Annotated in this window: 19 protein-coding genes; 8 read left to right on the plus strand and 11 right to left on the minus strand. The window is 73.0% G+C overall.

The annotated features are described in order from the left end of the window. Window positions 1-22: 22 nt before the first annotated feature. Genes J5X75_RS35670 through J5X75_RS35680 form a run of 3 tightly spaced genes read right to left on the minus strand, consistent with a single transcriptional unit; the run spans window position 23 to window position 3,647 of the window. Window positions 23-1,861 (minus strand): CheR family methyltransferase, encoded by a 1,839-nt coding sequence (locus J5X75_RS35670; RefSeq protein WP_208472056.1) that lies wholly within the window; start codon window positions 1,859-1,861, stop codon window positions 23-25. A 20-nt stretch (window positions 1,862-1,881) separates the two neighbouring features. After that, entirely contained in the window at window positions 1,882-2,910 is a 1,029-nt protein-coding gene (locus J5X75_RS35675) for a chemotaxis protein CheB (RefSeq protein ID WP_208472057.1), read from the minus strand. Next, a complete protein-coding gene (locus tag J5X75_RS35680; protein WP_208472058.1) occupies window positions 2,907-3,647 on the minus strand; it encodes an ATP-binding protein in 741 nt (246 codons plus the stop codon). Before J5X75_RS35680 ends, J5X75_RS35675 begins: the two co-directional genes overlap by 4 nt. Window positions 3,648-3,859: 212 nt before the next feature. Here J5X75_RS35680 and secA2 point away from each other — a divergent pair, with 212 nt between their 5' ends. The 4 genes from secA2 (at window position 3,860) to J5X75_RS35700 (ending at window position 8,398) form a co-directional block, all read left to right on the plus strand. Next, entirely contained in the window at window positions 3,860-6,151 is a 2,292-nt protein-coding gene (secA2, locus tag J5X75_RS35685) for an accessory Sec system translocase SecA2 (protein WP_208472059.1), read from the plus strand. Between the two features lie 355 nt (window positions 6,152-6,506). Continuing rightward, a complete protein-coding gene (locus tag J5X75_RS35690) occupies window positions 6,507-7,076 on the plus strand; it encodes a winged helix-turn-helix domain-containing protein (protein WP_208472060.1) in 570 nt (189 codons plus the stop codon). Window positions 7,077-7,140: 64 nt separating this feature from the next. After that, window positions 7,141-7,773, plus strand: coding sequence for a nucleoside/nucleotide kinase family protein (locus tag J5X75_RS35695; RefSeq protein ID WP_208472061.1), 633 nt, complete (start codon window positions 7,141-7,143; stop codon window positions 7,771-7,773). 199 nt (window positions 7,774-7,972) lie between these two features. Continuing rightward, window positions 7,973-8,398, plus strand: a complete 426-nt coding sequence (locus tag J5X75_RS35700) for a TraR/DksA family transcriptional regulator (protein ID WP_208472062.1) — start codon at window positions 7,973-7,975, stop codon at window positions 8,396-8,398. A gap of 108 nt (window positions 8,399-8,506) precedes the next feature. Here J5X75_RS35700 and J5X75_RS35705 read toward each other — a convergent pair whose 3' ends face one another. After that, entirely contained in the window at window positions 8,507-9,316 is an 810-nt protein-coding gene (locus J5X75_RS35705; protein ID WP_238490552.1) for a DUF72 domain-containing protein, read from the minus strand. On the opposite strand from J5X75_RS35705, the gene J5X75_RS35710 reads away from it, so the two are divergent. Further along, window positions 9,315-9,485, plus strand: a complete 171-nt coding sequence (locus J5X75_RS35710) for a hypothetical protein (protein WP_208472063.1) — start codon at window positions 9,315-9,317, stop codon at window positions 9,483-9,485. The two genes, J5X75_RS35705 and J5X75_RS35710, sit on opposite strands and share 2 nt — an antisense overlap. On the opposite strand, the gene J5X75_RS35715 is transcribed toward J5X75_RS35710, so the two are convergent. The 5 genes from J5X75_RS35715 to J5X75_RS35735 all read right to left on the minus strand — a co-directional run bounded on the left by J5X75_RS35715 (window position 9,454) and on the right by J5X75_RS35735 (window position 14,922). Continuing rightward, on the minus strand, window positions 9,454-10,158 hold the full coding sequence (locus J5X75_RS35715) for a hypothetical protein (protein WP_208472064.1): 705 nt from the start codon (window positions 10,156-10,158) through the stop codon (window positions 9,454-9,456). The genes J5X75_RS35710 and J5X75_RS35715 overlap by 32 nt on opposite strands. 20 nt (window positions 10,159-10,178) lie before the next feature. Then, the gene (locus J5X75_RS35720) at window positions 10,179-12,986 is read right to left on the minus strand and encodes an FtsK/SpoIIIE domain-containing protein (RefSeq protein ID WP_208472065.1); all 2,808 of its coding nucleotides are present in this window, start codon (window positions 12,984-12,986) and stop codon (window positions 10,179-10,181) included. Between the two features lie 42 nt (window positions 12,987-13,028). Further along, window positions 13,029-13,934, minus strand: a complete 906-nt coding sequence (locus J5X75_RS35725) for a hypothetical protein (protein WP_208472066.1) — start codon at window positions 13,932-13,934, stop codon at window positions 13,029-13,031. Window positions 13,935-13,938: 4 nt separating this feature from the next. Then, window positions 13,939-14,199, minus strand: a complete 261-nt coding sequence (locus J5X75_RS35730; protein ID WP_208472087.1) for a hypothetical protein — start codon at window positions 14,197-14,199, stop codon at window positions 13,939-13,941. 282 nt (window positions 14,200-14,481) lie between these two features. Further along, window positions 14,482-14,922 carry a PIN domain-containing protein gene (locus tag J5X75_RS35735; protein WP_238490553.1) on the minus strand — a complete coding sequence of 147 codons (441 nt, stop codon included), beginning with the start codon at window positions 14,920-14,922 and terminating at the stop codon, window positions 14,482-14,484. Between the two features lie 157 nt (window positions 14,923-15,079). Between J5X75_RS35735 and J5X75_RS35740 the strand changes: the two genes are divergently transcribed. Beyond that, window positions 15,080-17,605 (plus strand): ATP-dependent Clp protease ATP-binding subunit, encoded by a 2,526-nt coding sequence (locus J5X75_RS35740; protein WP_208472067.1) that lies wholly within the window; start codon window positions 15,080-15,082, stop codon window positions 17,603-17,605. A gap of 44 nt (window positions 17,606-17,649) precedes the next feature. Here the strand turns inward: J5X75_RS35740 and J5X75_RS35745 are convergent, their stop codons facing one another. Together J5X75_RS35745 and J5X75_RS35750 are read right to left on the minus strand one after the other, a co-directional pair. Continuing rightward, entirely contained in the window at window positions 17,650-18,633 is a 984-nt protein-coding gene (locus tag J5X75_RS35745) for a LysR family transcriptional regulator (RefSeq protein ID WP_208472068.1), read from the minus strand. Window positions 18,634-18,758: 125 nt separating this feature from the next. After that, window positions 18,759-19,316: a hemerythrin domain-containing protein gene (locus J5X75_RS35750; RefSeq protein WP_372451004.1), complete on the minus strand. Its 558-nt coding sequence runs from the start codon at window positions 19,314-19,316 to the stop codon at window positions 18,759-18,761. Window positions 19,317-19,437: 121 nt separating this feature from the next. Here J5X75_RS35750 and J5X75_RS35755 point away from each other — a divergent pair, with 121 nt between their 5' ends. Beyond that, window positions 19,438-20,745 (plus strand): M20/M25/M40 family metallo-hydrolase, encoded by a 1,308-nt coding sequence (locus tag J5X75_RS35755; protein ID WP_208472070.1) that lies wholly within the window; start codon window positions 19,438-19,440, stop codon window positions 20,743-20,745. Between the two features lie 22 nt (window positions 20,746-20,767). After that, window positions 20,768-21,448: a hypothetical protein gene (locus J5X75_RS35760; protein ID WP_208472071.1), complete on the plus strand. Its 681-nt coding sequence runs from the start codon at window positions 20,768-20,770 to the stop codon at window positions 21,446-21,448. Window positions 21,449-21,479: the final 31 nt, after the last annotated feature.

A 21,479-nucleotide genomic window follows, 5' to 3' on the forward strand; every position in this document is an offset into this window, starting at 1 on the left:
CCGGCGTCGTGGGCGGCAAACGTCAGGCCGTCTCCATCACGATGATGGCCCCGTTTCCGTCGGCCGGGCCACCGTCGCGCTGCCGCAGGGGGGTGCACGCGACCCGGACCGTGATCGCGCGCCCGCGCCGGTTGACCGCATCGAGTTTGGTCTCGGCGGAGGCGCCGCCGGCGCCGAGCGAGCCGCGCAGCAGCGGCCGGACCCGGTCGATCGGCAGGCCGATGTCGAGGTTGAGGAAGTGCTGCCCGATCACCTCGCTGGAACGCAGCCCCCACAGGTCCTCGGCGTGCCGGTTCCACATCCGGATCCGCAGGTCGGCGTCGACCACCGCGACACCGGCCTGGAGGCTGGTCAGCACCGTCTCCAGGAACGCGTTCGCCTCGTCCAGCCGGGCCGTGCTGATCCGCAGCTGGTCGTTGATGCTCTGCAACTCGTCGTTGGTGGACTGGAGCTCCTCGTTCATGGTCTCCAGCTCCTCGTTCGTCGACTGGAGCTCCTCGTTGGTGGTCTCCAGCTCCTCGACCGTGGACTGGAGCTCCTCGTTGGTGGTCTCCAGTTCCTCGTTCGTCGACTGGAGCTCCTCGTACGCCGCCTCGAGCTGCTGGTTGGCGTGTTCCAGCTCGTCCTGCAGCCGCCGGGCCGCGGTCACGTCGTGGAAGATCAGGTTGACGCCGAGGAGGCTGCCGTCGGCGTCGCTGAGCGGGCTGACCTGCACCACCAGGTGGACGGTCTCGGAGCCGCGGGCGAATTCGACGTCGCTGACCCGCAGGGTGCGGCGTTCCAGCTGGGCCTGCTCGATGAAGCGGCGCAACTCGACCGGGCGGTAGGAGAGGTCCAGGTCCCGGAAGGGCCGGCCGATGTCGCGCGAGGACACCCCGAACAGTTTCTCCAGCTGCCGGTTGGTGAGCGCGACCAGGCCGTCCGGGGTGAGCGCGAGCTGGGCCAGCGGGCTGGCCGTGAAGGTCTCGTTGCGCAGCTCGTCCAGCCCGGTGACCCGTGCGGCGACGGCCGGCGGCGGATCGGCGAAGACGGCGCCGGGCGGGGCGTACAGGCGGGGGACCCGGCGGAAGACGCGCCGTTTCAGGTCGATCGGCGTGAACAGGCTGGAGTGGCTGAGCAGCATCTCCGCCTTGCCGAGGAAGAGCACGCCGGTCTCGGCGAGGGCGAAGTGGAACCGGCCGAGGATCTTCGCCTGCGTCTCGGCGTTGAAGTACATCAGGGTGTTGCGGCAGGTGAGCAGGTCGATCCGGGAGATCGGGGCGTCCTGCACCAGGTCGTTGCGGCCGAAGATGACCGAGCGGCGCAGGTCCTTGCGGAAGACGTACCGGCTGTTCACCTGTTCGAAGTACTTCTCCACCAGCTCGGGGGCGAGATCCTGCACCTCGCGTTCCCCGTACGACGCCTGGCGGGCCTCGTTGAGCTGCTCCTCGTCGACATCGGTGGCGTAGATCTTGACGCGTTCCTTGAACTGCTCCACCCCGAGGATCTCGGCCAGCGCGATGGCGAGCGTGTACGCCTCCTCGCCGGAGGCGCAGCCGGCCGACCAGACCCGGATCATCGAGTCGTCGGGCTTGCCGGCCACCATCGGCTCGAGGATCTCGTCGCGAACGTAGTCCCAGGCGTCGGGGTCCCGGAAGAACGCGGTCACGTTGATCAGGATGGTGTTGAAGAGCGCGGTGAACTCGTCCGGGTGGACCTGGAGGTAGTCCAGGTAATCCGGATAGCCGGGAGTGTCGACCTGGCTCATCCGGCGCTGCACCCGGCGCATCAGGCTCGAGCGTTTGTACCCGGTGAAGTCGAAGCCGCGAGCCTCTTTCAAGTACACCAGCAGCGCTTCGAAGTTCGGGTCCGTCTCCTGCACGTGTCGGAACCTATCGCACGTCACGCCGGATCGGCTTCGGTGGAGCGCGGAAGGTCCTCGGGTTCGGCGGTGGAGCCGATCCGGGCGATCAGCGCCCGGATCTCCGCCGCGGCGTTCTCCGCGTCCTCGGCCATGTCGCGGAACCGCTGCGGATCGGCCCGGTGCGGTCGCTCGGCCATCCGGCGGCTCAGCGCCGCCTTCTCCTGGAGCGAGCGCAGCGCCATCCAGAGCGCGCTCTCCAGCGTGGCGGCCTGCTCGTCGAGCAGCGTCTCCGGCGACCAGGCGTGCCCGACCCGGCAGCGGAATCGGGGCAACGGCCGCTCCTCGATCTGGAACAGGCTGCCGCCGCAGGTGGGGCACCCGAAGCCGGCCGGCGGGGCCAGACCGTCGGTGGTGATGGAACTGAGTTCGGACATGGCGACCTCGGCATCGAGCATGGCATCGGGCCCGGGGGCCGGGATCGGGGCCAGGTCCTCGGCGGTGAGGTCGCCGAGCAGGCCGCCGATCTTGGCGGCGGGCACCACGTGATCCGGGTCCACCGCCTCCAGCGCGGCCCGGGGCATTCCCGCGTAGAGGGCGTCGGCCGGGTCCTGGATCACGGTGGCGCCGCCCCGGCCGGCGATCGAGGCCAGCCCGGCCGCGCCGTCGTCCCGGGTGCCGGAGAGGATCACGCCGATCGCCCGCCGGCCGGCCCTCCGGGCGACCGAGCGGAACAGTGGGTCGACGGCGGGCCGGTGGCCGTTCTCCGCCGGGCCCCGGCTCAGCCGCAGCCGGCCGTCGAGCAGAAGCAGATGATGGTCGCCGGGCGCGACGTAGATGTGCCCGGACCGCACCTGGTCCCCGTCGCGGGCGGCGCTCGCCGGCAGCGGCCCGCTGCGCGCCAGGATGCGGGGCAGGGCGCTCGGCGCCTCCCGGGGGACGTGCAGCACCACCAGGATCGCGCCGGGATAGTCCGGCGGGAGCCCGGCCACGACCGCCCGCAGCGCCTCGACCCCGCCGGCCGAGGCGCCGATCGCGACCAGGTCACGGTGCTCGGGCGGCGGTCTCATACGGCGGCTCCGGCGGCGAGCCGGCTCCAGACGACCTTGCCGTCGACGACCGGCAGGACACCCCACGTCTCGGTGAGGTCGCGGATCAGGCGCAGGCCGCGGCCGCCGGAGTCGGTGACCGCGGGGTCGAGGGTGCGCGGCATGCGGCGGCTGCGGTCGCGGACCGCCACGATGAGCCGCCCGCCGCGCAGCCGCAGCGTGAAGTCCATGCTGGTGTGGGCGTGCCGGACCACGTTGGCGACGAGTTCGGTGGCGACCAGCGCGGCCGTCGCCGTGACCTCCGAACGCTGCCAGCCGGCGCATGCCTGGGTGACCAGGTGGCGGACCTGGCGGCAGGCCTCGGGCACCGGGCGCAGGCGGGCCCGGACGGCCGGCGGATCCGGCTCGGCCCGTGCCCCGGCCACCGACTCCGGGGGCCCGTCGGCCATCTCCAGGGTCGCGCACCCCGGTTCGGCGGCGAGCGCGGCCCGGGTCGCCGGGTCGGCGCCGCACACCACGATCGGCACCGCCGGGAACTCCTCGGCCTGGCAGACGACCTTGCCCAGGGCGGACAGCGCCAGCGGGTCGCCGACGCGCAGCCGGGTGACGTCCAGGACCATCCGGGACGGCTGCACCGCGAGGCTGCGGCGGATCGCCGTGCCCAGCGCGCCGCCGGTGATCCGGTCCAGGGTGCCGCGGACCGACAGGACCGCGACCGGAAGGTCCTGCTCCGGACGGCAGACGAGCTGGCTGGGCATTCCCCTCCCCCCTCGGCCGGCGGATGCCGACCACCTGAGGTGCCCGGCGCCCGGCCGGCGCAAACGTCGGACATGTGGTTCGTGCCGGTGGGCCGCGACCCGGCCGGCCGCCGGATCGAAACTCCTGGTCACCGGACCGCACGATCACCTTCTGATGGGCGGGCGGGAGTCAAGCGCCTGAGACGGGGCAAAATGAAGTACCGTTGCGCGCCATGGGTGTGTCGCAGCGGCTGAAGAGCCGGTTCCGCAAGTTTCTCCAGCGTCCGGGCACGACGGTGGACCTGGGGCCGTTGTCGAAGCGGCTCGGTGCGATCGAGGCGCGGGAGGACGCGCTCGAGCAGCTCGACGACGCGGCACTGACCGAGGCCGCCCGTGAGGCGACCGACTACGCCGAGATCTGCGCCATCGGCCGCGAGGCGGCCCGCCGGGCGATCAGCCAGCGACCGTACGACGTCCAGCTGCTCGGCGCCATGGCCCTGCTCGACAAGCGGGTCGCCGAGATGGCCACCGGTGAGGGCAAGACGCTCACCGCCACGATCGCGGCGTACGGCCACACCCGCCTCGGCAACGGCCCGGTGCACGTGCTCACCGTCAACGACTACCTGGCCAAGCGCGACGCCGAGTGGATGGAGCCGATCTACACACTGCTCGGCCTCACCGTCGCCTCGGTGACCGAGCTGATGACGCCGGAGGAGCGCCGGGAGGCGTACGCCGCGGACGTCACCTACGTCTCGGTGAGCGAGGCCGGCTTCGACTACCTGCGCGACCAGCTGGTGACCGACGTGGCCGACCGGGTCCAGCGCGACCTGGCCACCTGCATCGTGGACGAGGCCGACTCGATCCTGATCGACGAGGCCCGGGTGCCGATGGTGCTGGCCGGCAGCACCGCGGTGGAGAGCGACCCGGTGCACGAGGCCGCCGCCCTGATGAAGGAGCTGCGCAGGGGCAAGCACTACGAGGTGGCCGAGGACGGCCGCAGCGTGGCCTTCACCGACGACGGGCTCAAGCACGTCGAGGAGCGGCTCGGCGGCATCGACCTGTACGCCGACGACCAGGTCGAGGTCCTCTCCGCGGTGAACGTCGCGCTGCACGCGCACGCCCTGCTGCGCCGCGACGTCGACTACATCGTCCGCAACGGCGGCGTCGAGCTGATCGACGAGATGCGCGGCCGGGTGGCGCAGCGCCGCCGCTGGCCGGACGGGCTCCAGGCGGCCGTCGAGGCGAAGGAGGGCCTGTCCGCCACCGCCGAGGGCGAGGTGCTGGACACCATCACGGTGCAGGCGTTCATCGCGCTCTACCGGACGGTCTGCGGCATGACGGCGACCGCCGTGCACGTCGGCGAGCAGCTGCGCGAGTACTTCAAGCTCGAGGTCGCGGTCATCCCGTCGAACACCCCGAACATCCGTGAGGACGACGTCGACCGGATCTACTCGGCGCACGACATGCGTGACGAGGCCCTGGTCGAGGAGATCAAGATCGCCCACGAGTCGGGGCGGCCGGTGCTGATCGGCACCCTGGACGTGAAGGCCTCCGAGCGGCTGGCCCGCCAGCTCGCCGACGCCGGTGTCCCGTCCAACGTGCTGAACGCGAAGAACGACGCCGAGGAGGCCGAGATCATCGCGGAGGCCGGCGCGCTCGGTGCGGTGACCGTCTCCACCCAGATGGCCGGCCGTGGCGTCGACATCCGCCTCGGCGGCAGCGACGAGAAGGACCGCGACCGGGTGGTCGAGCTCGGCGGGCTGTACGTGATCGGCTCCGGCCGCCACGACAGCCGCCGCGTCGACGACCAGCTCCGTGGCCGGGCCGGCCGGCAGGGCGACCCGGGCCGCTCGGTGTTCTTCGTGAGCCTCGAGGACGAGCTGGTCTTCCGGCACGCCGCCGACGTCCTGCCGGCCTCCCCGCGGATGGACATCGACGGCGTCGTGCACGACTCCCAGGTGGAGTACGCGGTGGAGCACGCCCAGCGGGTCGCCGAGGGCGTGAACCACGAGATCCACAAGAACACCTGGCGGTACAGCGTGGTGATCGAGCAGCAGCGCCTGCTGCTGGCCGAGCGCCGGGAGCGCCTGCTGACCTCCGAGGTGGCGGCGATCATGCTGCTGGAGAAGGCGAAGGAGAAGGCCGAGGAGACCGACGAGGACGTGCTGTCCGACGCGGCCCGCGCCATCGCGCTCTACCACCTGGACCGGCTGTGGGCCGAGCATCTGGCGTACCTGTCCGAGGTGCGCGAGGGCGTGCACCTGCGGGCCCTGGGCAAGCTGGACCCGCTGGACGAGTTCCACCGGGCCGCGGTGCCCGCCTTCCAGGAGCTGCTCACCCAGGTCGAGGCGCGGACCATCGAGACCTTCGAGGAGGTCGACCTCACCGACGGCTGGCAGCCGGACCGGGCGGAGATCGTCCGGCCCAGCGCCACCTGGACGTACCTGGTGCACGACAACCCGTTCGGCTCCGAACTGGACCGGCTGATCGCGGCCGTCGGCCGCCGCCTCACGTCGGGCGGCTGAGAGATTGCTCTCCCCGGGGGCGCCGCACGTGCGGCGCCCCCACCGGTTCCACCATCCCGGCGGTTCGAGATCCTTCGCCGCCCGGCTCCGTGGCCACCCGGTTCGCCCCTGGCGACGGGTCCCCACGTCGAGGGTTGTCACGTTTCATCGCCACCGGCGTTCGCCGGCGTTTAATGACGCTGACAGAAAATGTTCCCGGAATGCATTTGTGTGACGCGCGACAATATGGAACGTCTTTCCCACACTGTGGTTGGCGACTTGACCCGCGATCGGGCAAGCGGGAAATATCGTCCCCGCTTTACGCACAGTGATCAGTCATATTCGCTTGCCGCAGCAAATTCTGGGGGATACACCAATGCCGGTCAGCGCATTGTCGCCGCGAGCCGATCGTCGATCCGCCGGACCGGGCCGGGGCGCCGGTCGTCGTTCCGCCGAGCCCGCGCTGACCGTGACGCTCGCCATTCCGCTCACCGGTGAGGCGATATCACCACAGGCGCACCGGCTGCTCGCGGCGGTCCGCGAGCTCGTCGAGCTGAGCCGGGGCACGGTGACCGTCGAGCAGGCGCCCTCCGTCGACGCCGCCGAGCCGGTCGCTGACGAGCCGGAGAGCGTTCCCGGGGGCCCGGAGGTGCGTCTGCTCACCGCGTCGCGTCAGGCGCTGCTGGACGGCGAGGCGCTGCCGCTCACCCGGCTCGAGTTCGACCTCCTGCAATACCTCGCCGAGCGGCCCCGCCGGGTGTTCACCCGGGCGCAGCTGCTGGCCGCCGTGTGGGGCTACGAGCGGGCCGGCGAGCGGACCGTGGACGTGCACGTCCGCCGGCTGCGGCTCAAGCTGGGCGGGCAGCTCCCGCTCATCACCACGGTGTACGGCGTGGGCTACCGGCTGGCCGACGACGCCCGCATCGTGGTCCTGCCGCACGATTGACGTCCGGTCCGGCGAGTAGGTTTCCCACATGATCTCCACCGTCGCGAGCAAGAGTCATTGACGGATGCACGTCCGCCCGCTCTCCTTCGGGGTCCTGGTCGAGGATCTCGCCGACCGTCTCGCCAGTCGGGAATCCGACAATGTGCTCCGGGTGGCCGTCGACGGGGCCGACGCCGCCGATCCGGCCCGTCTGGCCGACGCTCTCGTCGACCCGCTGCGGGTCCGCGGCCGCCCCACGGTACGGGTCGAGACCAGGGATTTCCTGCGCCCCGCCTCGGTGCGCCTGGAGTTCGGGCGGACCAATCCGGACTCGTTCTACAGCGGCTGGTTCGACGAGGCGGGGCTGATCCGCGAGGTGTTGGCCCCGGCGGGCCCGGGCGGCTCCGGGCGGATCGTCGAGCGTCTCTGGGACGCGACCGCCGACCGGGCCGCCCGCCAGCCCTACCGGCAGCTGCCGGCCGGGGCGATCGTGCTGGTCAGCGGCCCGCTGCTGCTCGGTTCGGGGCTGCCGTTCGACTACTCCGTTCATCTCGAGCTGACCCGGGCCGCGCTGGCCCGGCGGACCCCGCCGGAGGCCGCCTGGACGCTTCCCGCGTTCCACCGCTACACCGCCGAGGTGGCCCCGGAAACCTTCGCTGACGTGGTCGTTCGTCTCGATGACCCGAAGCGCCCGGCGCTGGTGGTGAGCGACTGGTGACGCTCGGCACAAGACCCGCGTGCCGAGTCCGTGGCGGATCCGACCACTGACAGTTATGCTCCGGTTACTTTTTCGCGGGGGTCCCGTTTGGGATCTCCGGCGGTGGGTATCGACCGGCTCCACATGTGGAGCCGGCCGGGACGAGGGTGACCCGGCGGATGGCCACCGGCTGGGGCTGAGTGAAGGGCAGGGGGACTGCATGCTCGTCAACGGAGCGGTTGTTGCGGGTAAGGGCGCGGGCACGGCGAAGGGCTTACGCTCGGTCGAGGAGATCGAGCAGATCCGGGTGATCCTGCAGAGCCGATTCGAGGAGCTCAACACCGAGTACGAAGAGGCCGTCGCCCAGAACACCCGGCTTCGGCTGGTCGAGATCGGCGACGCGGCCGGCGACGACCAGGCCGACAGCGGTTCGAAGACGGCGGAGCGCGATGCCGCGACGTCGCTGTTGCGGACGCTGCTGGACCGGCGGACCCAGGCGGAGCACGCGCTGCACCGGCTGGACGAGGGGACGTACGGGAACTGCGAGGGCTGCTCGAACCCGATTCCGGTCGAGCGCCTGGAGGTGTTCCCCTCGGCCACCACGTGCGTCAACTGCAAGCAGGTGCGCGAGCGCCGGGCCAGCTGACCGGTCGTCCGGGCCCGTCCGTGCGGCGGGCCCGGGGATTCAACGAATCCGGCGGCGTCATTTTCCGGAATTGGTGGCGGCCGCCACACCCGCGCAATTCCGCATCGATTACCGCCGCGGCCGGACCCGCGGAACCCGGCTGATCCGCCGATCCCGGCGCTCCGCCTCGGTCGCCATCACACCGGCGTCGATCACGGCGGCGCCGCCCGGATCGTTGTTGAAGAACACAAAGAATTCCGGTAGGTCGCAGCGGTCCAGCCACGACCTCAGCGCCGCCCGGCCGTAACGCGGCCAGGGTTTCGCGGCTCCTTCGTGAAGCCGTAGATATCCGAAATCCGCGGTGCGCCAGAGCGGGGTGACCGGCCGCCCGCGACGGTCCGCCCAGCAGAGCGCCGCGCCGTGCCGTCGCAGCAGGCGCTCACAGTCGGGCGTGAACCAGCTGTCGTGCCGCGGCTCCACCGCCACCCGGACGTCACCCGGGAAGCGGGCCAGCGTCTCGTCCAGGGCGCCGAGATCGGCCCGCAGGGTCGGCGGTAGTTGCAGCAGCACCGGGCCCAGCTTGTCGCCGAGCCCCGACGCCCGGTCCAGGAAGCGGGCCACCGGCTCGGCCGGCTCGCGCAGCCGCTTCACGTGCGTCAGGAAACGGCTCATCTTGACCGCGACCCGGAACCCGTCCGGCGTCCGCTCCCGCCACTGCTCGAACGTCCCGCGCTCCGGCAGCCGGTAGAACGCGTTGTTCACCTCGACCGTCGCGAACGCCTCCGCGTAGTGCTCCAGCCACGCCCGCTGCGGCAGCCCGGCGGGATACAGGAACCCGGCGCCGTCGGCCCCCTTCTCCGGCCGCCAGTCGCGGTACTGCCATCCCGAGGTCCCGATCCACAGCATGCCGCCCTCATACCCGGGTACCTTCCGTCTCATGACGGACGCACCCGACGAACAGCGGACCGACGAGCCGGAGGAGCAGTCCGGCGACTACGAGTACGACGAGGCGCACGGCGGCGGCGACAGCGGGCCCGACGTGCCGGCCGCGCTCCGCGAGGAGGCGCAGCGGCGGGTCAGCCTGGCTGGGCGAACCGCACCGCGCTGAACAGCAGCCCGGCCGTCAGCAGGCCGGTGCCGAGGACCGTCACGACGGCGGCCGTGTCCAGGCTGGTTCCACGGCGGTCGGCGATGAGCTTCGCCGTCACCACGGCCAGGACCGGGCAACAGAGCAGCACCAGCAGCGCCACCACCGGGGCGGCCTGCTGCCACTCGCCGCCGGCCGCCTCGCCGGTGCGGGTGACCAGCAGGTTGCCGGTCACCCCGAGCAGGCCGCCGGCCAGCCCGAGAAGCACGAAGACCAGCTTGGTGCCGAAGGTGATCGGCCGGGCCGGAGGCGTGTACTTGACCCGGCTCTCCACCTCGTCCAGATAGTCCGCCGCGTCCCGGTCACCGCGCTGCCGGGGGATGCTGGCCGGCGGCAGGGTGCGCCCGAACCGCTCGGCGGCCGGCCCGATCCGGTGCACGAACTCCGACCACAGCCCGGCCGCCCGGGCGTCCACGTGCTCCAGGTCGCGCCGGGCCCGGCGGACCGCGAGTTCGGCGTCCTCCAGCCGGGCGGCGGCCTCCCGGACCGCGGTGTCGGCGGCGACCCGGCGCTCGGCGTGCCAGCGGTGCGCCTCCTCCCGCAGGGTGGCCGCCCGCTCGTCCAGGGTGGTGAGGCGGCGCAGCACCGTCCGGTAGTCGGCCCGCTCGAAGTCCGCGGGCTCCAGCTCGCTCATGCCGCCACCTCCGCCGCCGGTCATGAGTTTCCGTAGGGGATGAGCACCTCGGCGCCGCGATGCACCGAGCGGTCGAAGTGCAGGGCGCGCCACGGGCGCGGGTACCAGTTCGGCGCCCCGCTCCCCGGGTAGTAGGGCGCCAGCTCGCTGCCGTGCACGTCCAGGGCCACCCAGGAGCCGATCGCGTCGGTGCGGGCGGCGTGCCCACCGAGACTGTCCCGCAGCAACCCGGCCCCGCGCCACCAGCCCAGCACGTGCAGCCGCCGCTCCGGACCCTGCCGCAGCACCGTGCGCAGCTGGTCACCGGCCACCTTGCCACCGGGCAGCGCGTCGGCCGCGTAGATCAGGATGAAGTGCGGCCGGTCGGCCGGCCACGCGGCGGTCGCCTCGGCGGCGGCGTCCTCGAGCAGCCAGTCCACGTTCTCCGCGTCGTACCACCCGCAGTCCGGGATCCGCGCGTGCAGCGCCTCGGCGGCCGTCCGGGCGTCGGCGTCCAGGCAGACCACCGAGAACCGGGCGCCTTCCGGGGTGAACTGCGCGGCCAGCGAGCGGCCCGCGGTGGCCAGCACGGCGCAGGCCTCGTCCACCCGGGTGCCGAGAACGGCCAGGTTCCGGCCGGGGGCACGGCGCAGCACGGTACGGGCGGAGCGTGCCGCCACGTCGATGGTCTCGCCGAGCAGGGCGATCGGCGCGGCCGGCGACGCGGCGGCCCGCAGCGCGCGGAAGTCCGGGCTGTCGGCGAGTTTCGGGACCACGTCACCGTCGAAGAGCCGGGGCGGCCCCATCTCGGGCGGGCGCCGCCGCCACAGCCGGTGCTGGAGCGCGGACCACTGCTCCCGGTCGCCGGCCGCCGGCACCCGGACCACGCGGTTCGCCTCGGTCGCGCCGGAGTCAGCGTTCACCACGGCGTGGTAGCGCGGCAGCGAGTCGGCCGCCGCGTTCGTCTCGGCCAGCACCCGGCGGGCCCGGGGCAGCGCGACCCGCAGACTGAACTGGGCCACCAGCGCCGGCCGGCCCCACAGCGCCTCGATCCCGGACACGTCCTGGCTGGCCAGGATCAGGTGGATGCCCTGCGAACGGCCCCGCCGGGCCAGGTCCTCGAGCAGGTCGACCGCCTCGGCGGCGACCGCGTCCCGGCCGGCCAGCAGCACCTGGAACTCGTCGACCACCGCCACGATCCGCGGCCACGACCCCTCCGGATCCTCGGCGCGCAGCTCGGCCAGGTTGGTGACCTCGTGCTGCTTGGCGGCGTCGGCCCGGCGCCGCAGCTCGCCGCTGAGGAACCGGAGCAGGGCCAGCCCGAACTCCCGGTCGGTGTTGACGTTCACCCCCACCAGGCGCACGTGCGGCAGCCACGTCGGGTCCCGCCGGCCCGGCGCGAACCGGGCGAACGACACCCCCTCCTTGAAGTCGAGCAGGTAGAAGGCCAGTTCACGGGGGGAGTAGCGGGCCGCCAGCGCGCCCATCCAGGCGTAGATGAAGTTGGTCTTGCCGGTGCCGGACGGCCCGGCGATCAGGGCGTGCGGCGGATAGTCGCTCAACGTCACCAGCACCCGGGGACCCTGCGGGCTGTCGCCGAGCGGCGCGGTCAGCCCGGTGGCCGACTCCTCCCGCCACTCGTCGCCGGCGGCCGGCAGCAGGCTGTCCAGCGCCACCGGGGCCGGGCCGGCGGCCACCGCCTCGGCGATCTGCCGGCAGGTCACGGTCACCAGGGCCGGCGGCGGGCCCGGGTCCAGGCGGACCGGCAGGTCTCCGGCGCTCCCGATCCGGGCGCCGTCACCGGGTGCGGCCGCCACCGACTCGATGTCCGGGCCCGGCTCCACGGACAGCCCCCGGATCACCAGGTGCACCCCGCAGGCCGCCCCGGTGCGCAACAGCCGGTCCAGCTGGGACCGCTCGTGCCGGGACAGCTCCCCACCGCCGAGCAGCACCGCCACCCGCCACGGCTCCGGCCGGCGCCTGGTGGCCCGGTGCAACTCGCGCAACGAGGAATACTCCCCGGCCAGCACCGTCTCGTTGATCCGCCGGACGTGCCCGACCAGCTCGTCGAGCAGCTTCTCCAGCCCGCCCGGCCCGACGAAGGTGAGCACCCCGGCGGCGGCCAGCGGCGCGAACCCGGCCAGGCCACCGCCCAGGCTCTCCGGGTCGTACCCGATGATCTGGACGTGCCCGGGCGGGCTGCTGCCGAGTGCCCGCAGCAGCAACCCGGCCGCCACGTCGTCACCGGCCCGCCGGTCGCCCTCGATCACGATGTGGCCGTGGTCGAGCAGCCGCACCAGGGCCGGCACCTCGGGCGGCCCCTCCTCGCCGACCGGCCCGGTCACCGGCGGCGGCTCGCTCTCCGGCCCGGCCGGCGGCTCGGCGGTCTCGCCCGGCGCGCCGGCCCACGCGCCACCGGCCCAGACGTCGCCGTCGCCCGGCCCGGCGGGCCCGGGCCGCTCGGTGCGCACCGGTGACGGCACCGGGGCCTCGGGCAGCATGAGGCGGCCCACCCGCAGCTCGGCGGCGGCGTCCAGCGGCGTCGCCTCCCAGCTGTGCCAGGGCTCGCCGGCCGCGCCCGGCGCCGCCCGGTCGGCCGCGCCGGCCGCCGCTCCGGCCAGCGCCGCCAGCTCGGTGTCGTGCCACGCGTCGATCTCACGGATCCGCTCGTCCCGGGTCGCGGCCAGCTTCCGCTTGCGGGCCGTCGCGGCCGCGCCGACCTTGCGGTGCCGTGCCTCGGCCTGCTCCAGGGCCGCCTGCGCCCGCTCCAGCGCCACCTGCGCGGCGCCGAGCGCGTGGGACAGCCCGGCGCGGATCTCCATCACCCGGTGCTTGGTGGATTCAGCCATGACCCGCCGGCATCGTCGCAGTTACGGAAATCCGGGCGCGGCTCACCGCTCGTCCTCCGGGGCCCCGGGGCGGGACCGGGCCGGCTCCGGCGCGTCCGGGGACAGGGCGTCCGCGTCCCGGCCCAGCCGGGCCAGCAGGATCCCGGTCAGGACGCTCGCGGTCACCGCGGTGTCGGCCGGGTGGCCCGGCGGCCGGTCGCCGCGTTTCTCCTGCTGCTCCTGGACCGGCACCCGGCAGATGCGGTCCAGCAGGGTCTCCAGCACACCCGGCTCGGTGCCCGGCAGCAGCGCCCGGACCCGGCCCTCCGCCGCGGTCCGCAGGCGGGGCACGTCCTCCGGGCGGGGATCGTGGCCGAGCAGGTCGCCGGCCAGCCGGTGCAGCACCGGGGGAGTGACCGCGGACAGGCCCAGCCCGGTCGACGCGTTCACCGCGTGCAGCTCGCGCCCGAGCCGGGCCCGGTCGCCGGAACGCACCCCGGCGGCGATCCGGCGCAGCAGCTCGGCGGAGTCCGGCGACTCGCCGGACCCGGAGCGCTCACCGGGCGGCTGCTCGCCGGTCAGCTCGGCGACCCGCCGCTGCCACCACGGGCCCAGCGACTCCACCGGCGCGGCCCCGGTCCGCTCCGGGCGGGGACGCTCCTCCTCCCGGCGCAGGCCCTCGCGCCACTCCTGGCCGGCCGGGGCGCCGGGCACACCGGTCAGGCCGAGGACCGCGAGATAGCGGTCCAGGGCCTCCTGGGTGCCCCGCAGGGCGGCCACCGCGTTCTCCACGTGCTCGCCCGCGTGGCCGAGCCGGGCCACGCCGATGTCCTGGCTGGACTCCTCCTGGACCCAGCGGATCAGCTCGGTGGCGGCGCGCAGCTTCTCCAGCGCCGCGGTCACCAGCCCCGTCGGCAGGTCGTCGGAGGTCGCCCGGAGCTGGGCGCCGAGTTCCTGGAGCAGCGACATCGCGTCAGAGGCTCGCCGTGTAGGTGTGCGCCTGCTCGACCGCCGCGACGGTGGCGTTGAACCCGTCCTCCAGCTGCTGCTCGGCGTGCGAGAGCGAGGCGTGGGCGGCGCCGACCGCGTCGTTGGCGCTGCCGTCGAGGGCGGCGGCCAGGCTCTGCTGGGCCTCGCCGATCTTCTCCTTCGCCGCCTGGATCGCCTGTTGCCCCTCGGTGACCTGCTGAAGCGCGGCCTCCACGGCAGCTCTGAGTTCGGCGACACTGGCCACCCGGGCAGCCTCCTGTGCGGGTTTCACGACTTGCGGTCCCAGCCTACCGCCCGGTTCCGGCCCGGCTGTCCTCGGTCGCCCGGATTTGGCAGACCGTGCCAGGCGCGGCACGGCGCCGGGTTACCCCGGTACGGCCGAAGATCGTGCAGGTGGGATCGTATCGAACGAAGATCCACAGTGGAGAGCGGGGGCCCGGCGCCGATGATCGGCGGCGGCCCGACACCCGTCCCCCGGGTGACCGACACGCCCTCGACCGTGGGCGGCCGGAGAGCCGCGGGAGCGTCAGCGGGGGACCGAGGAGGGCCCGCGGACCTCGGCGCCCAGGGCGGTGACCCGGGCACGGAGCCCACGGTCGGCGGTCACGACGATGGTGCGCCTGGTGGCGGCGCTCACCCGTACCAGATCAACGATCTTGTCGTCGCCGGAGCCGGTGGCGCGCTCGACGCGCACGCCGCCCGGAGCTCGCGCGATGTCCCTGGCCCGGCCCTCGACCACCAGGACCACCTCGACCGGGGCCGGGACGTCCGGCAGGCCGGCGGCGGGCACCGCGGCCAGGCGGTCACGCAGCCGCTCGGCCGCGCCCGCCCGGTCGCGCCACCAGCCGTCCGGAACCGAGCCGACGACGTTCGCGCCGTCGACGACCACCAGCGGGACATCGGGGTCGCCGGAATCGGGCGCCAAGAACTCCGGGGTCAGGGAGGGTGGATCGGAGGGCACAGCCATGAAGTTGAGCCTACTGGAGTCAAGTTTTGGCATGATCCGGGAATCGCCGGGGCGGTTCACGCGGTTCCAACCCCCGGACGGCACGAGTTTGCCGCCCGGGCGGCCGGGTAGCCCCTGCGGGGGACCAGGGCCCGAGGTACCAGGAGAAGAGAGACAGATGAGCATCGGACCGTTCGGGCCGGCTGGGCCCGGCCAGTGGGACGACCTGTTCGCGCGCTTCTTCGGCGCGGCCGAGCCGCGCCGGTCGGCGCAGCGTTTCGACATCGCGCGTTACATGAGCAACGACGCCCGGCAGGTGCTCGCCGACGCGGCCCGCCGGGCCGCCGAGCTGGCCGGTGGCGGCCGTCCGGCCGACCTGGACACCGACCACCTGCTCTGGGCGGTGCTCCAGCAGGAGCCGATGAAGCAGACGGTACGCCGGGCCGGCGCCGACCCGGACCGGCTCCTCGCCGAGATGGGCCGCCCGGCGGAGACGACCGGCGACCTGCCGGACAGCATCGCGCTGACCCCGGCCGCCAAACGGGCGCTGCTGGACAGCCTCCAGATCTCCCGGGCGGTCGGCGCCTCCTACATCGGCCCGGAGCACATCCTGATGGCGCTCGGGCTGAACACCGACTCCGCGGCCGGCCGGCTGCTGGCCGGGCGGATCGTCGACCCGCGCACCATCCCGCACCACAGCGAGCTGCCGAAGCCGTCCGGCGTCACCCACACCCCGGCCGCGCCCACGCCCACGCTGGAGCAGTTCGGTGTGGACCTGACCGAGTTGGCGCGGCGCGGTGAGATCGACCCGGTGATCGGGCGGGCCGAGGAGATCGAGCAGGCCGTCGAGATCCTGTCCCGGCGTACCAAGAACAACCCGGTGCTGATCGGTGAGGCCGGTGTCGGCAAGACCGCGATCGTCGAGGGCCTGGCCCAGCGGATCGTCGACGGCGACGTGCCGCTCACCCTCCAGGACAAGCGGGTCGTCCAGCTCGACCTGGCCGGACTGGTGGCCGGCACCAAATACCGCGGCGACTTCGAGGAGCGCCTGAAGAAGGTCATCGACGAGATCCAGGCCTCCGGCGACACCCTGATCGTCTTCCTGGACGAGATCCACACCCTGGTCGGGGTGGGCGGTGGCGGCGAGGGCGGCGGCATGGACGCCAGCAACATGCTCAAGCCGGCGCTGGCCCGCGGGCGGCTGCGGGTGATCGGCGCGACCACGCTCGACGAGTACCGCAAGAACATCGAGAAGGACGCGGCCCTGGCCCGCCGCTTCCAGCCGGTGCTGGTGGGCGAGCCCAGCGTCGAGGACACCGTGGCGATCCTGCGCGGCCTGCGGGACAACTACGAGGCCCACCACCAGGTCCGGATCACCGACGAGGCGCTGGACGCCGCGGCCGTGCTCTCCGACCGGTACATCACCGACCGGTTCCTGCCGGACAAGGCGATCGACCTGATCGACCAGGCCGGCGCGCGGGTCCGGCTGCGCACCAAGACGCCGGACGCCGACCGCCGCGAGCTGGAGCGCCGGCTGGAGCAGCTGTCCCGGGACCGGGACCAGGCGGTCGCCGCCGAGCACTACGAGCAGGCCTCCGAGCTGCGCGACCAGATCAACTCGCTGAAGGCGAAGCTGGCCGGCGGCGGCGCGGGCGCCGCCGGGGTGCCGCAGGTGACGCCGGACGAGATCGCCGAGGTGGTGTCGCGGTCCACCGGCATCCCGGTGGCCCAGCTCACCGAGGCCGAGCGGGACCGCCTGCTGCGCCTCGAGCAGCACCTGCACGGGCACGTCATCGGCCAGGAGGAGGCGGTCAGCGCGGTCGCCGAGGCGGTCCGCCGGTCGCGGGCCGGGCTGGGCGACCCGGGCCGTCCGGTCGGCAGCTTCCTGTTCCTCGGCCCGACCGGCGTCGGCAAGACCGAGCTGGCCCGGTCGCTGGCCGAGGCGCTGTTCGGCGAGCCGGACCGGATGATCCGGCTGGACATGAGCGAGTTCCAGGAGCGGCACACGGTGTCGCGGCTGGTCGGGGCACCGCCCGGGTACGTCGGCTACGACGAGGCGGGACAGCTCACCGAGGCGGTCCGGCGGCGGCCGTACAGCGTGGTGCTGCTGGACGAGATCGAGAAGGCGCACCCGGACGTCTTCAACATGCTGCTCCAGGTGCTCGACGACGGGCGGCTCACCGACAGCCAGGGGCGGACGGTCAGCTTCAAGAACACCGTCCTGATCATGACCAGCAACCTGGGCGCCGACCTGATCAGCGGCAGCACCCGCAGCGTCGGCTTCGGCGGCGCGGAGACCGGCCGGTCCGCCGCCGACGAGCTGCGTGACCGGCTCGACCGGCGGCTCAAGGAGCAGCTGCGGCCCGAGTTCATCAACCGGATCGACGAGATCATCATCTTCCGGCAGCTGGACGACGACCAGCTGCACCGGATCACCGAGATGCTGCTCGAGGAGACCCGGCGCCGCCTGCACGCCCAGGACGTCGCCATGGACATCACGCCGGCGGCGGTGGACTGGCTGGCCGAGCGGGGCTTCCAGCCCGAGTTCGGCGCCCGGCCACTGCGCCGGACCATCCAGCGGGAGCTGGACAACCGCCTGTCGAAGATGCTGCTCGCGGCGGATCTCGCCCCGGGCCGGACGGTCCGGGTGGACGCCCGCGACGGTTCGCTCACCTTCGATGTGGCGCTGACCGCCGCGGTCTGATCCCGGCAGCGACGGGCGCCCTCACGCCAGGGCGCCCGTCCGCGTCACGCCGCGGCCAGCTGGCTGCTGCCGCCGCCCAGGTGGGTCTGGGTGCGGATCCACTCCATGTAGTTCTCGTTGCGCGCCAGGATCTCCTGGTACGCCTCCTGCGCGTGGCCCATCAGGTTGGGCGCGCTGCGGGCGGCCTGCGAGTCCGGGTGCCAGCCGAGGATCATCCGCCAGCGCAGCGGCGCACCCATCAGCGGCCGGCTGACCAGCCCGGCCGGCGCGCGGAAGGTGGGCTGGCAGAGCCCGATCGCGGAGCCCAGCTCCACCATGTCGACGCAGTTGCGGACGTCCGACTCCAGCACCCGGCGCGGTGCGAAGCCGGCCCGCGCGCAGGCCGCGGCGAAACAATCGGCGAAGCAGCCGTCCCCGGCGCTGGCCACCCAGTGCTCCTCGGCCAGGTCGGCCAGGTCGACCTCCATGTTCTTGGCCTGTGGGTGGTCCTCCGGCATCAGCACGCACACCGCGTCGATGCCGATCGTCTCCCAGACCAGTCCGTACTCCGCCGAGGGGATGGCGTCGCCGCAGACGCCCACCTGTGCGTAGTCCAGCTTGCCGGCGAGCACCATGTTCGACAGCTCGGAGATGTAGTACGACGCGTGGGTGGAGATCTGCGCCTCCGGCTGGGTGGCCGACAGGCGGTGCACCAGGTGTGCCACGACCGGGCCGCTGATGGCGCCGATCCGGTACCTGCTCATCGTGTCGTGCCCGCCGCCGGCGGCCAGCCGGGCCGCCTCGTCCTGCAGGCCCTTCATCGCCGGCAGCAACACCCTGGCGCGGGACAGCACCAGCTCTCCCAGGGCCGTGGGGCGCGCGCCCCGGCGGTCACGATCGAACAGCGGGCCACCCAGAGTGCGCTCGATCCGCTGGAGTTGGGCGGTGAGTGCAGGCTGGGCAAGGCCGAGTTGTGACGCGGCCTTGGTCACGCTGCCGGTCTCCGCGATGGCGCAGACCACCTTCAGATGCCGCAGCTCGAGGTTCATAGCGTGACGTTAGGACTAGAACGGGAGGGAATGCTAGTCCGGGAAGCGTGGAATGATCGGCGACCTGTGACAAACGTATGAACGAACAGGACAACCCGTGCTTACCGCCTGTAGTTCATTTATCGTCACAGATCGCTCATGTACGTCGTACGCGCGGTGACCGCGTCCCGCAGCTTGTCCACCACGCCCACGATCGGATCGACCACCTTGTTCCACGGCGGCGACGACGGCGTGGCCGGGTGCGGGCGCGTCGGCGCCGCCTCCTCGGCCGTCTCGAACCGGTTGCCGAGCCGGATCAGATCCTCGGCCGAGACCATCTGCTCCAGCAGCGGCAGCAGTTCCGCGGCGTCGGCCGCCACGTGCCGCTCGATCGCGGCGCCGAACTCGGCCACGTCGCCGTCGCTCAGCAACCGCAGCAGCCGCGCGTCCTCGGCCAGCTCCCGGTCGGCGATCTGGTCACCGCCGGGCACCGCGGACCGGACCGCCGGATAGAGGTACTGCTCCTCGGCGCACAGGTGCCGGGACACCACGGCGACCAGCACGGAGGCGACCCGCTCGTCGGCGGGGTCGCTCCGGAGCCGCCGGGCCAGGGCGAGGATCTGCCGGTGCTGCTCGCCGACCACGTCGACGATGCTGCGGCCGGAGGTCTCGCCGCCGGTCGGCGGCAGCGGGGGAAGATTCACGTCGGACACGGCCGTCCCGATACCCGTCCCGGCTCTCCGCCCAAACCCCCGTCCGACCGCCCCGCCCGCCACCGGTAGATCGGACTGAAGGCTCTTTACACTCGGCTGGTAAGAAGGGCGGATGGACACCACCGCCGAGAGCGAGGTCACCGGCCTCTGCCGTGACCTGCTGCGCATCGACACCACCAACACCGGCGACCAGCGGACCACCGTGGGCGAGCGGGCCGCCGCGGAATACGTCGCCGGGAAACTGGATGAGGTCGGGATCGAGTCGCGGCTGCTGGAGTCGGCGCCGAAACGGGCCAACCTGATCGCCCGGATACCCGGCGCCGACCCGTCCCGGGGCGCGCTGCTCGTCCACGGCCACCTCGACGTGGTGCCGGCCGACGCGAGCGAGTGGTCGGTTCCGCCGTTCTCCGGCGAGGAGAAGGACGGCTACCTGTGGGGCCGCGGTGCGGTCGACATGAAGGACTTCGACGCCATGGTGCTGGCCGTCGTCCGCGACTGGAAACGCACCGGCTACGTCCCGCCGCGCGACATCGTCCTGGCGTACACCGCCGACGAGGAGGCCGGCATGGAGTACGGCTCCCAGTGGCTGGCCCGCGACCACGCCGACGCGTTCGAGGGCTGCACCGAGGCGATCGGCGAGGTCGGCGGATACTCGTACACCGTCAACGACGACCTTCGCCTCTATCTCGTGCAGACCGCCGAGAAGGGACTCGACTGGCTGCGGCTGCACGCCACCGGGCGGCCCGGCCACGGCTCCTTCATCCACGACGACAACGCGGTCACCGCGCTCGCCGAAGCCGTCGCGCGGGTCGGCCGGCACCGGTTCCCGACCGTCGTCACCCCGACCGTACGGGCCTTCCTCGAGCAGGTCAGCGACGCGCTGGAGATCGAGCTCGACCCGGACGAGCCGGAGCTGGCGGTGGCCAAGCTCGGCCCGATCGCCAACCTGATCGGCGCCACCCTGCGCAACACCGCCAACCCGACCCGCCTGGAAGCCGGCTACAAGGACAACGTCATCCCGGGCCGGGCGTCGGCCACCATCGACTGCCGGACCCTGCCGGGCCACGCCGACGCGTTCCTGCGCGAACTGCGCGACGTGATCGGGCCGGACCTGGAGATCGAGCACGTGCACCAGCAGCCGGCCGTGGAGACCTCCTTCGACGGCGCCCTGGTCGACGCCATGGGGGCCGCGCTGCGCGCCGAGGACCCGGGAGCGCGTACCGTGCCGTACCTGATGTCCGGCGGCACCGACGCCAAGGCCTTCGCCACGCTCGGCATCCGCTGCTTCGGCTTCGCGCCCCTGCGGCTGCCTCCGGATCTCAACTTCAGTGCCCTCTTCCACGGCATCGACGAGCGAGTTCCGGTGGAAGGACTAAAGTTCGGCGTGCGTGTGCTCGACCGTTTGCTCCGAAACAGCTGAAATCGGAAGGACCCCCAATTCCATGACTGACCAGAACGCCGAGCTCGACGAGGCTCTCGAGCGGGTGGTCGAGGCGGCGCGAGCGCATCTCGCCGCCGTCAAGACGGCCGCCGGCCGCATCGACGACGACGACGTCTGGCAGGCGTATGTCGATCTCAACAACGCCTCCTTCGCGTACGACGAGAAGCTGCTGGACGCCTTCGGCGAAGTCACGCCGTGGGACGTCGAGGCCATCGACCCGGACGAGGCGGACCGCCGGTTCGGTCAGCTGGGCGAGTCCGCGGGCAAGCCGGGCGCCGACCCGTACCCGCAGGTCGTCTCGGTCCGGCAGCGCCGCGACTACCGGGTGCCCAGCGTCGCCGCCCTGCTGCGGGTCGCCGAGGCGGCCCGGCGCAGCTCCGTCCCCGAGGACGAGGACTCCGGCCCCGTCGAGTCGGTCGGCGAGGCCGTGCTCGAGCTGCTGCAGGCCGGCGACGGGTCGCTCGCCTCGCTCGACGTGCCCGAACTGGAGCCGCTCGACGGCCTGCTCACCGTCACCGAGGTGACCGAGCCGCTGGACCTGGAGGCCTTCGACGACGCGGACGGCAGCGGCCCGTTCGCTCCGGTCGAGGGCGACCTGCTGGTCGGCCGTCTCGACGAGCACCCGTTCCTGCCCGACGAGGACGACCACGATCACGACCACGCCGGTCACCACCACCACTGACGGACCAGGGCCCGTCCGCGTCGGGCGGGCG

The organism is Actinoplanes flavus (genome assembly GCF_017592555.1).
GTDB classification, from domain to species: Bacteria; Actinomycetota; Actinomycetes; order Mycobacteriales; family Micromonosporaceae; genus Actinoplanes; species Actinoplanes flavus.

Bases quoted from the DNA above. Each gene is read 5' to 3' on its own strand.
- J5X75_RS35675 (WP_208472057.1), bottom strand. From the start codon at position 2,910: ATGAGACCGCCGCCCGAGCACCGTGACCTGGTCGCGATCGGCGCCTCG.
- J5X75_RS35680 (WP_208472058.1), bottom strand. From the start codon at position 3,647: ATGCCCAGCCAGCTCGTCTGCCGTCCGGAGCAGGACCTTCCGGTCGCG.
- secA2 (WP_208472059.1), top strand. From the start codon at position 3,860: ATGGGTGTGTCGCAGCGGCTGAAGAGCCGGTTCCGCAAGTTTCTCCAG.
- J5X75_RS35690 (WP_208472060.1), top strand. From the start codon at position 6,507: ATGCCGGTCAGCGCATTGTCGCCGCGAGCCGATCGTCGATCCGCCGGA.
- J5X75_RS35695 (WP_208472061.1), top strand. From the start codon at position 7,141: ATGCACGTCCGCCCGCTCTCCTTCGGGGTCCTGGTCGAGGATCTCGCC.
- J5X75_RS35700 (WP_208472062.1), top strand. From the start codon at position 7,973: ATGCTCGTCAACGGAGCGGTTGTTGCGGGTAAGGGCGCGGGCACGGCG.
- J5X75_RS35710 (WP_208472063.1), top strand. From the start codon at position 9,315: ATGACGGACGCACCCGACGAACAGCGGACCGACGAGCCGGAGGAGCAG.
- J5X75_RS35705 (WP_238490552.1), bottom strand. From the start codon at position 9,316: ATGAGACGGAAGGTACCCGGGTATGAGGGCGGCATGCTGTGGATCGGG.
- J5X75_RS35715 (WP_208472064.1), bottom strand. From the start codon at position 10,158: ATGAGCGAGCTGGAGCCCGCGGACTTCGAGCGGGCCGACTACCGGACG.
- J5X75_RS35720 (WP_208472065.1), bottom strand. From the start codon at position 12,986: ATGGCTGAATCCACCAAGCACCGGGTGATGGAGATCCGCGCCGGGCTG.
- J5X75_RS35725 (WP_208472066.1), bottom strand. From the start codon at position 13,934: ATGTCGCTGCTCCAGGAACTCGGCGCCCAGCTCCGGGCGACCTCCGAC.
- J5X75_RS35735 (WP_238490553.1), bottom strand. From the start codon at position 14,922: ATGGCTGTGCCCTCCGATCCACCCTCCCTGACCCCGGAGTTCTTGGCG.
- J5X75_RS35740 (WP_208472067.1), top strand. From the start codon at position 15,080: ATGAGCATCGGACCGTTCGGGCCGGCTGGGCCCGGCCAGTGGGACGAC.
- J5X75_RS35745 (WP_208472068.1), bottom strand. From the start codon at position 18,633: ATGAACCTCGAGCTGCGGCATCTGAAGGTGGTCTGCGCCATCGCGGAG.
- J5X75_RS35755 (WP_208472070.1), top strand. From the start codon at position 19,438: ATGGACACCACCGCCGAGAGCGAGGTCACCGGCCTCTGCCGTGACCTG.
- J5X75_RS35760 (WP_208472071.1), top strand. From the start codon at position 20,768: ATGACTGACCAGAACGCCGAGCTCGACGAGGCTCTCGAGCGGGTGGTC.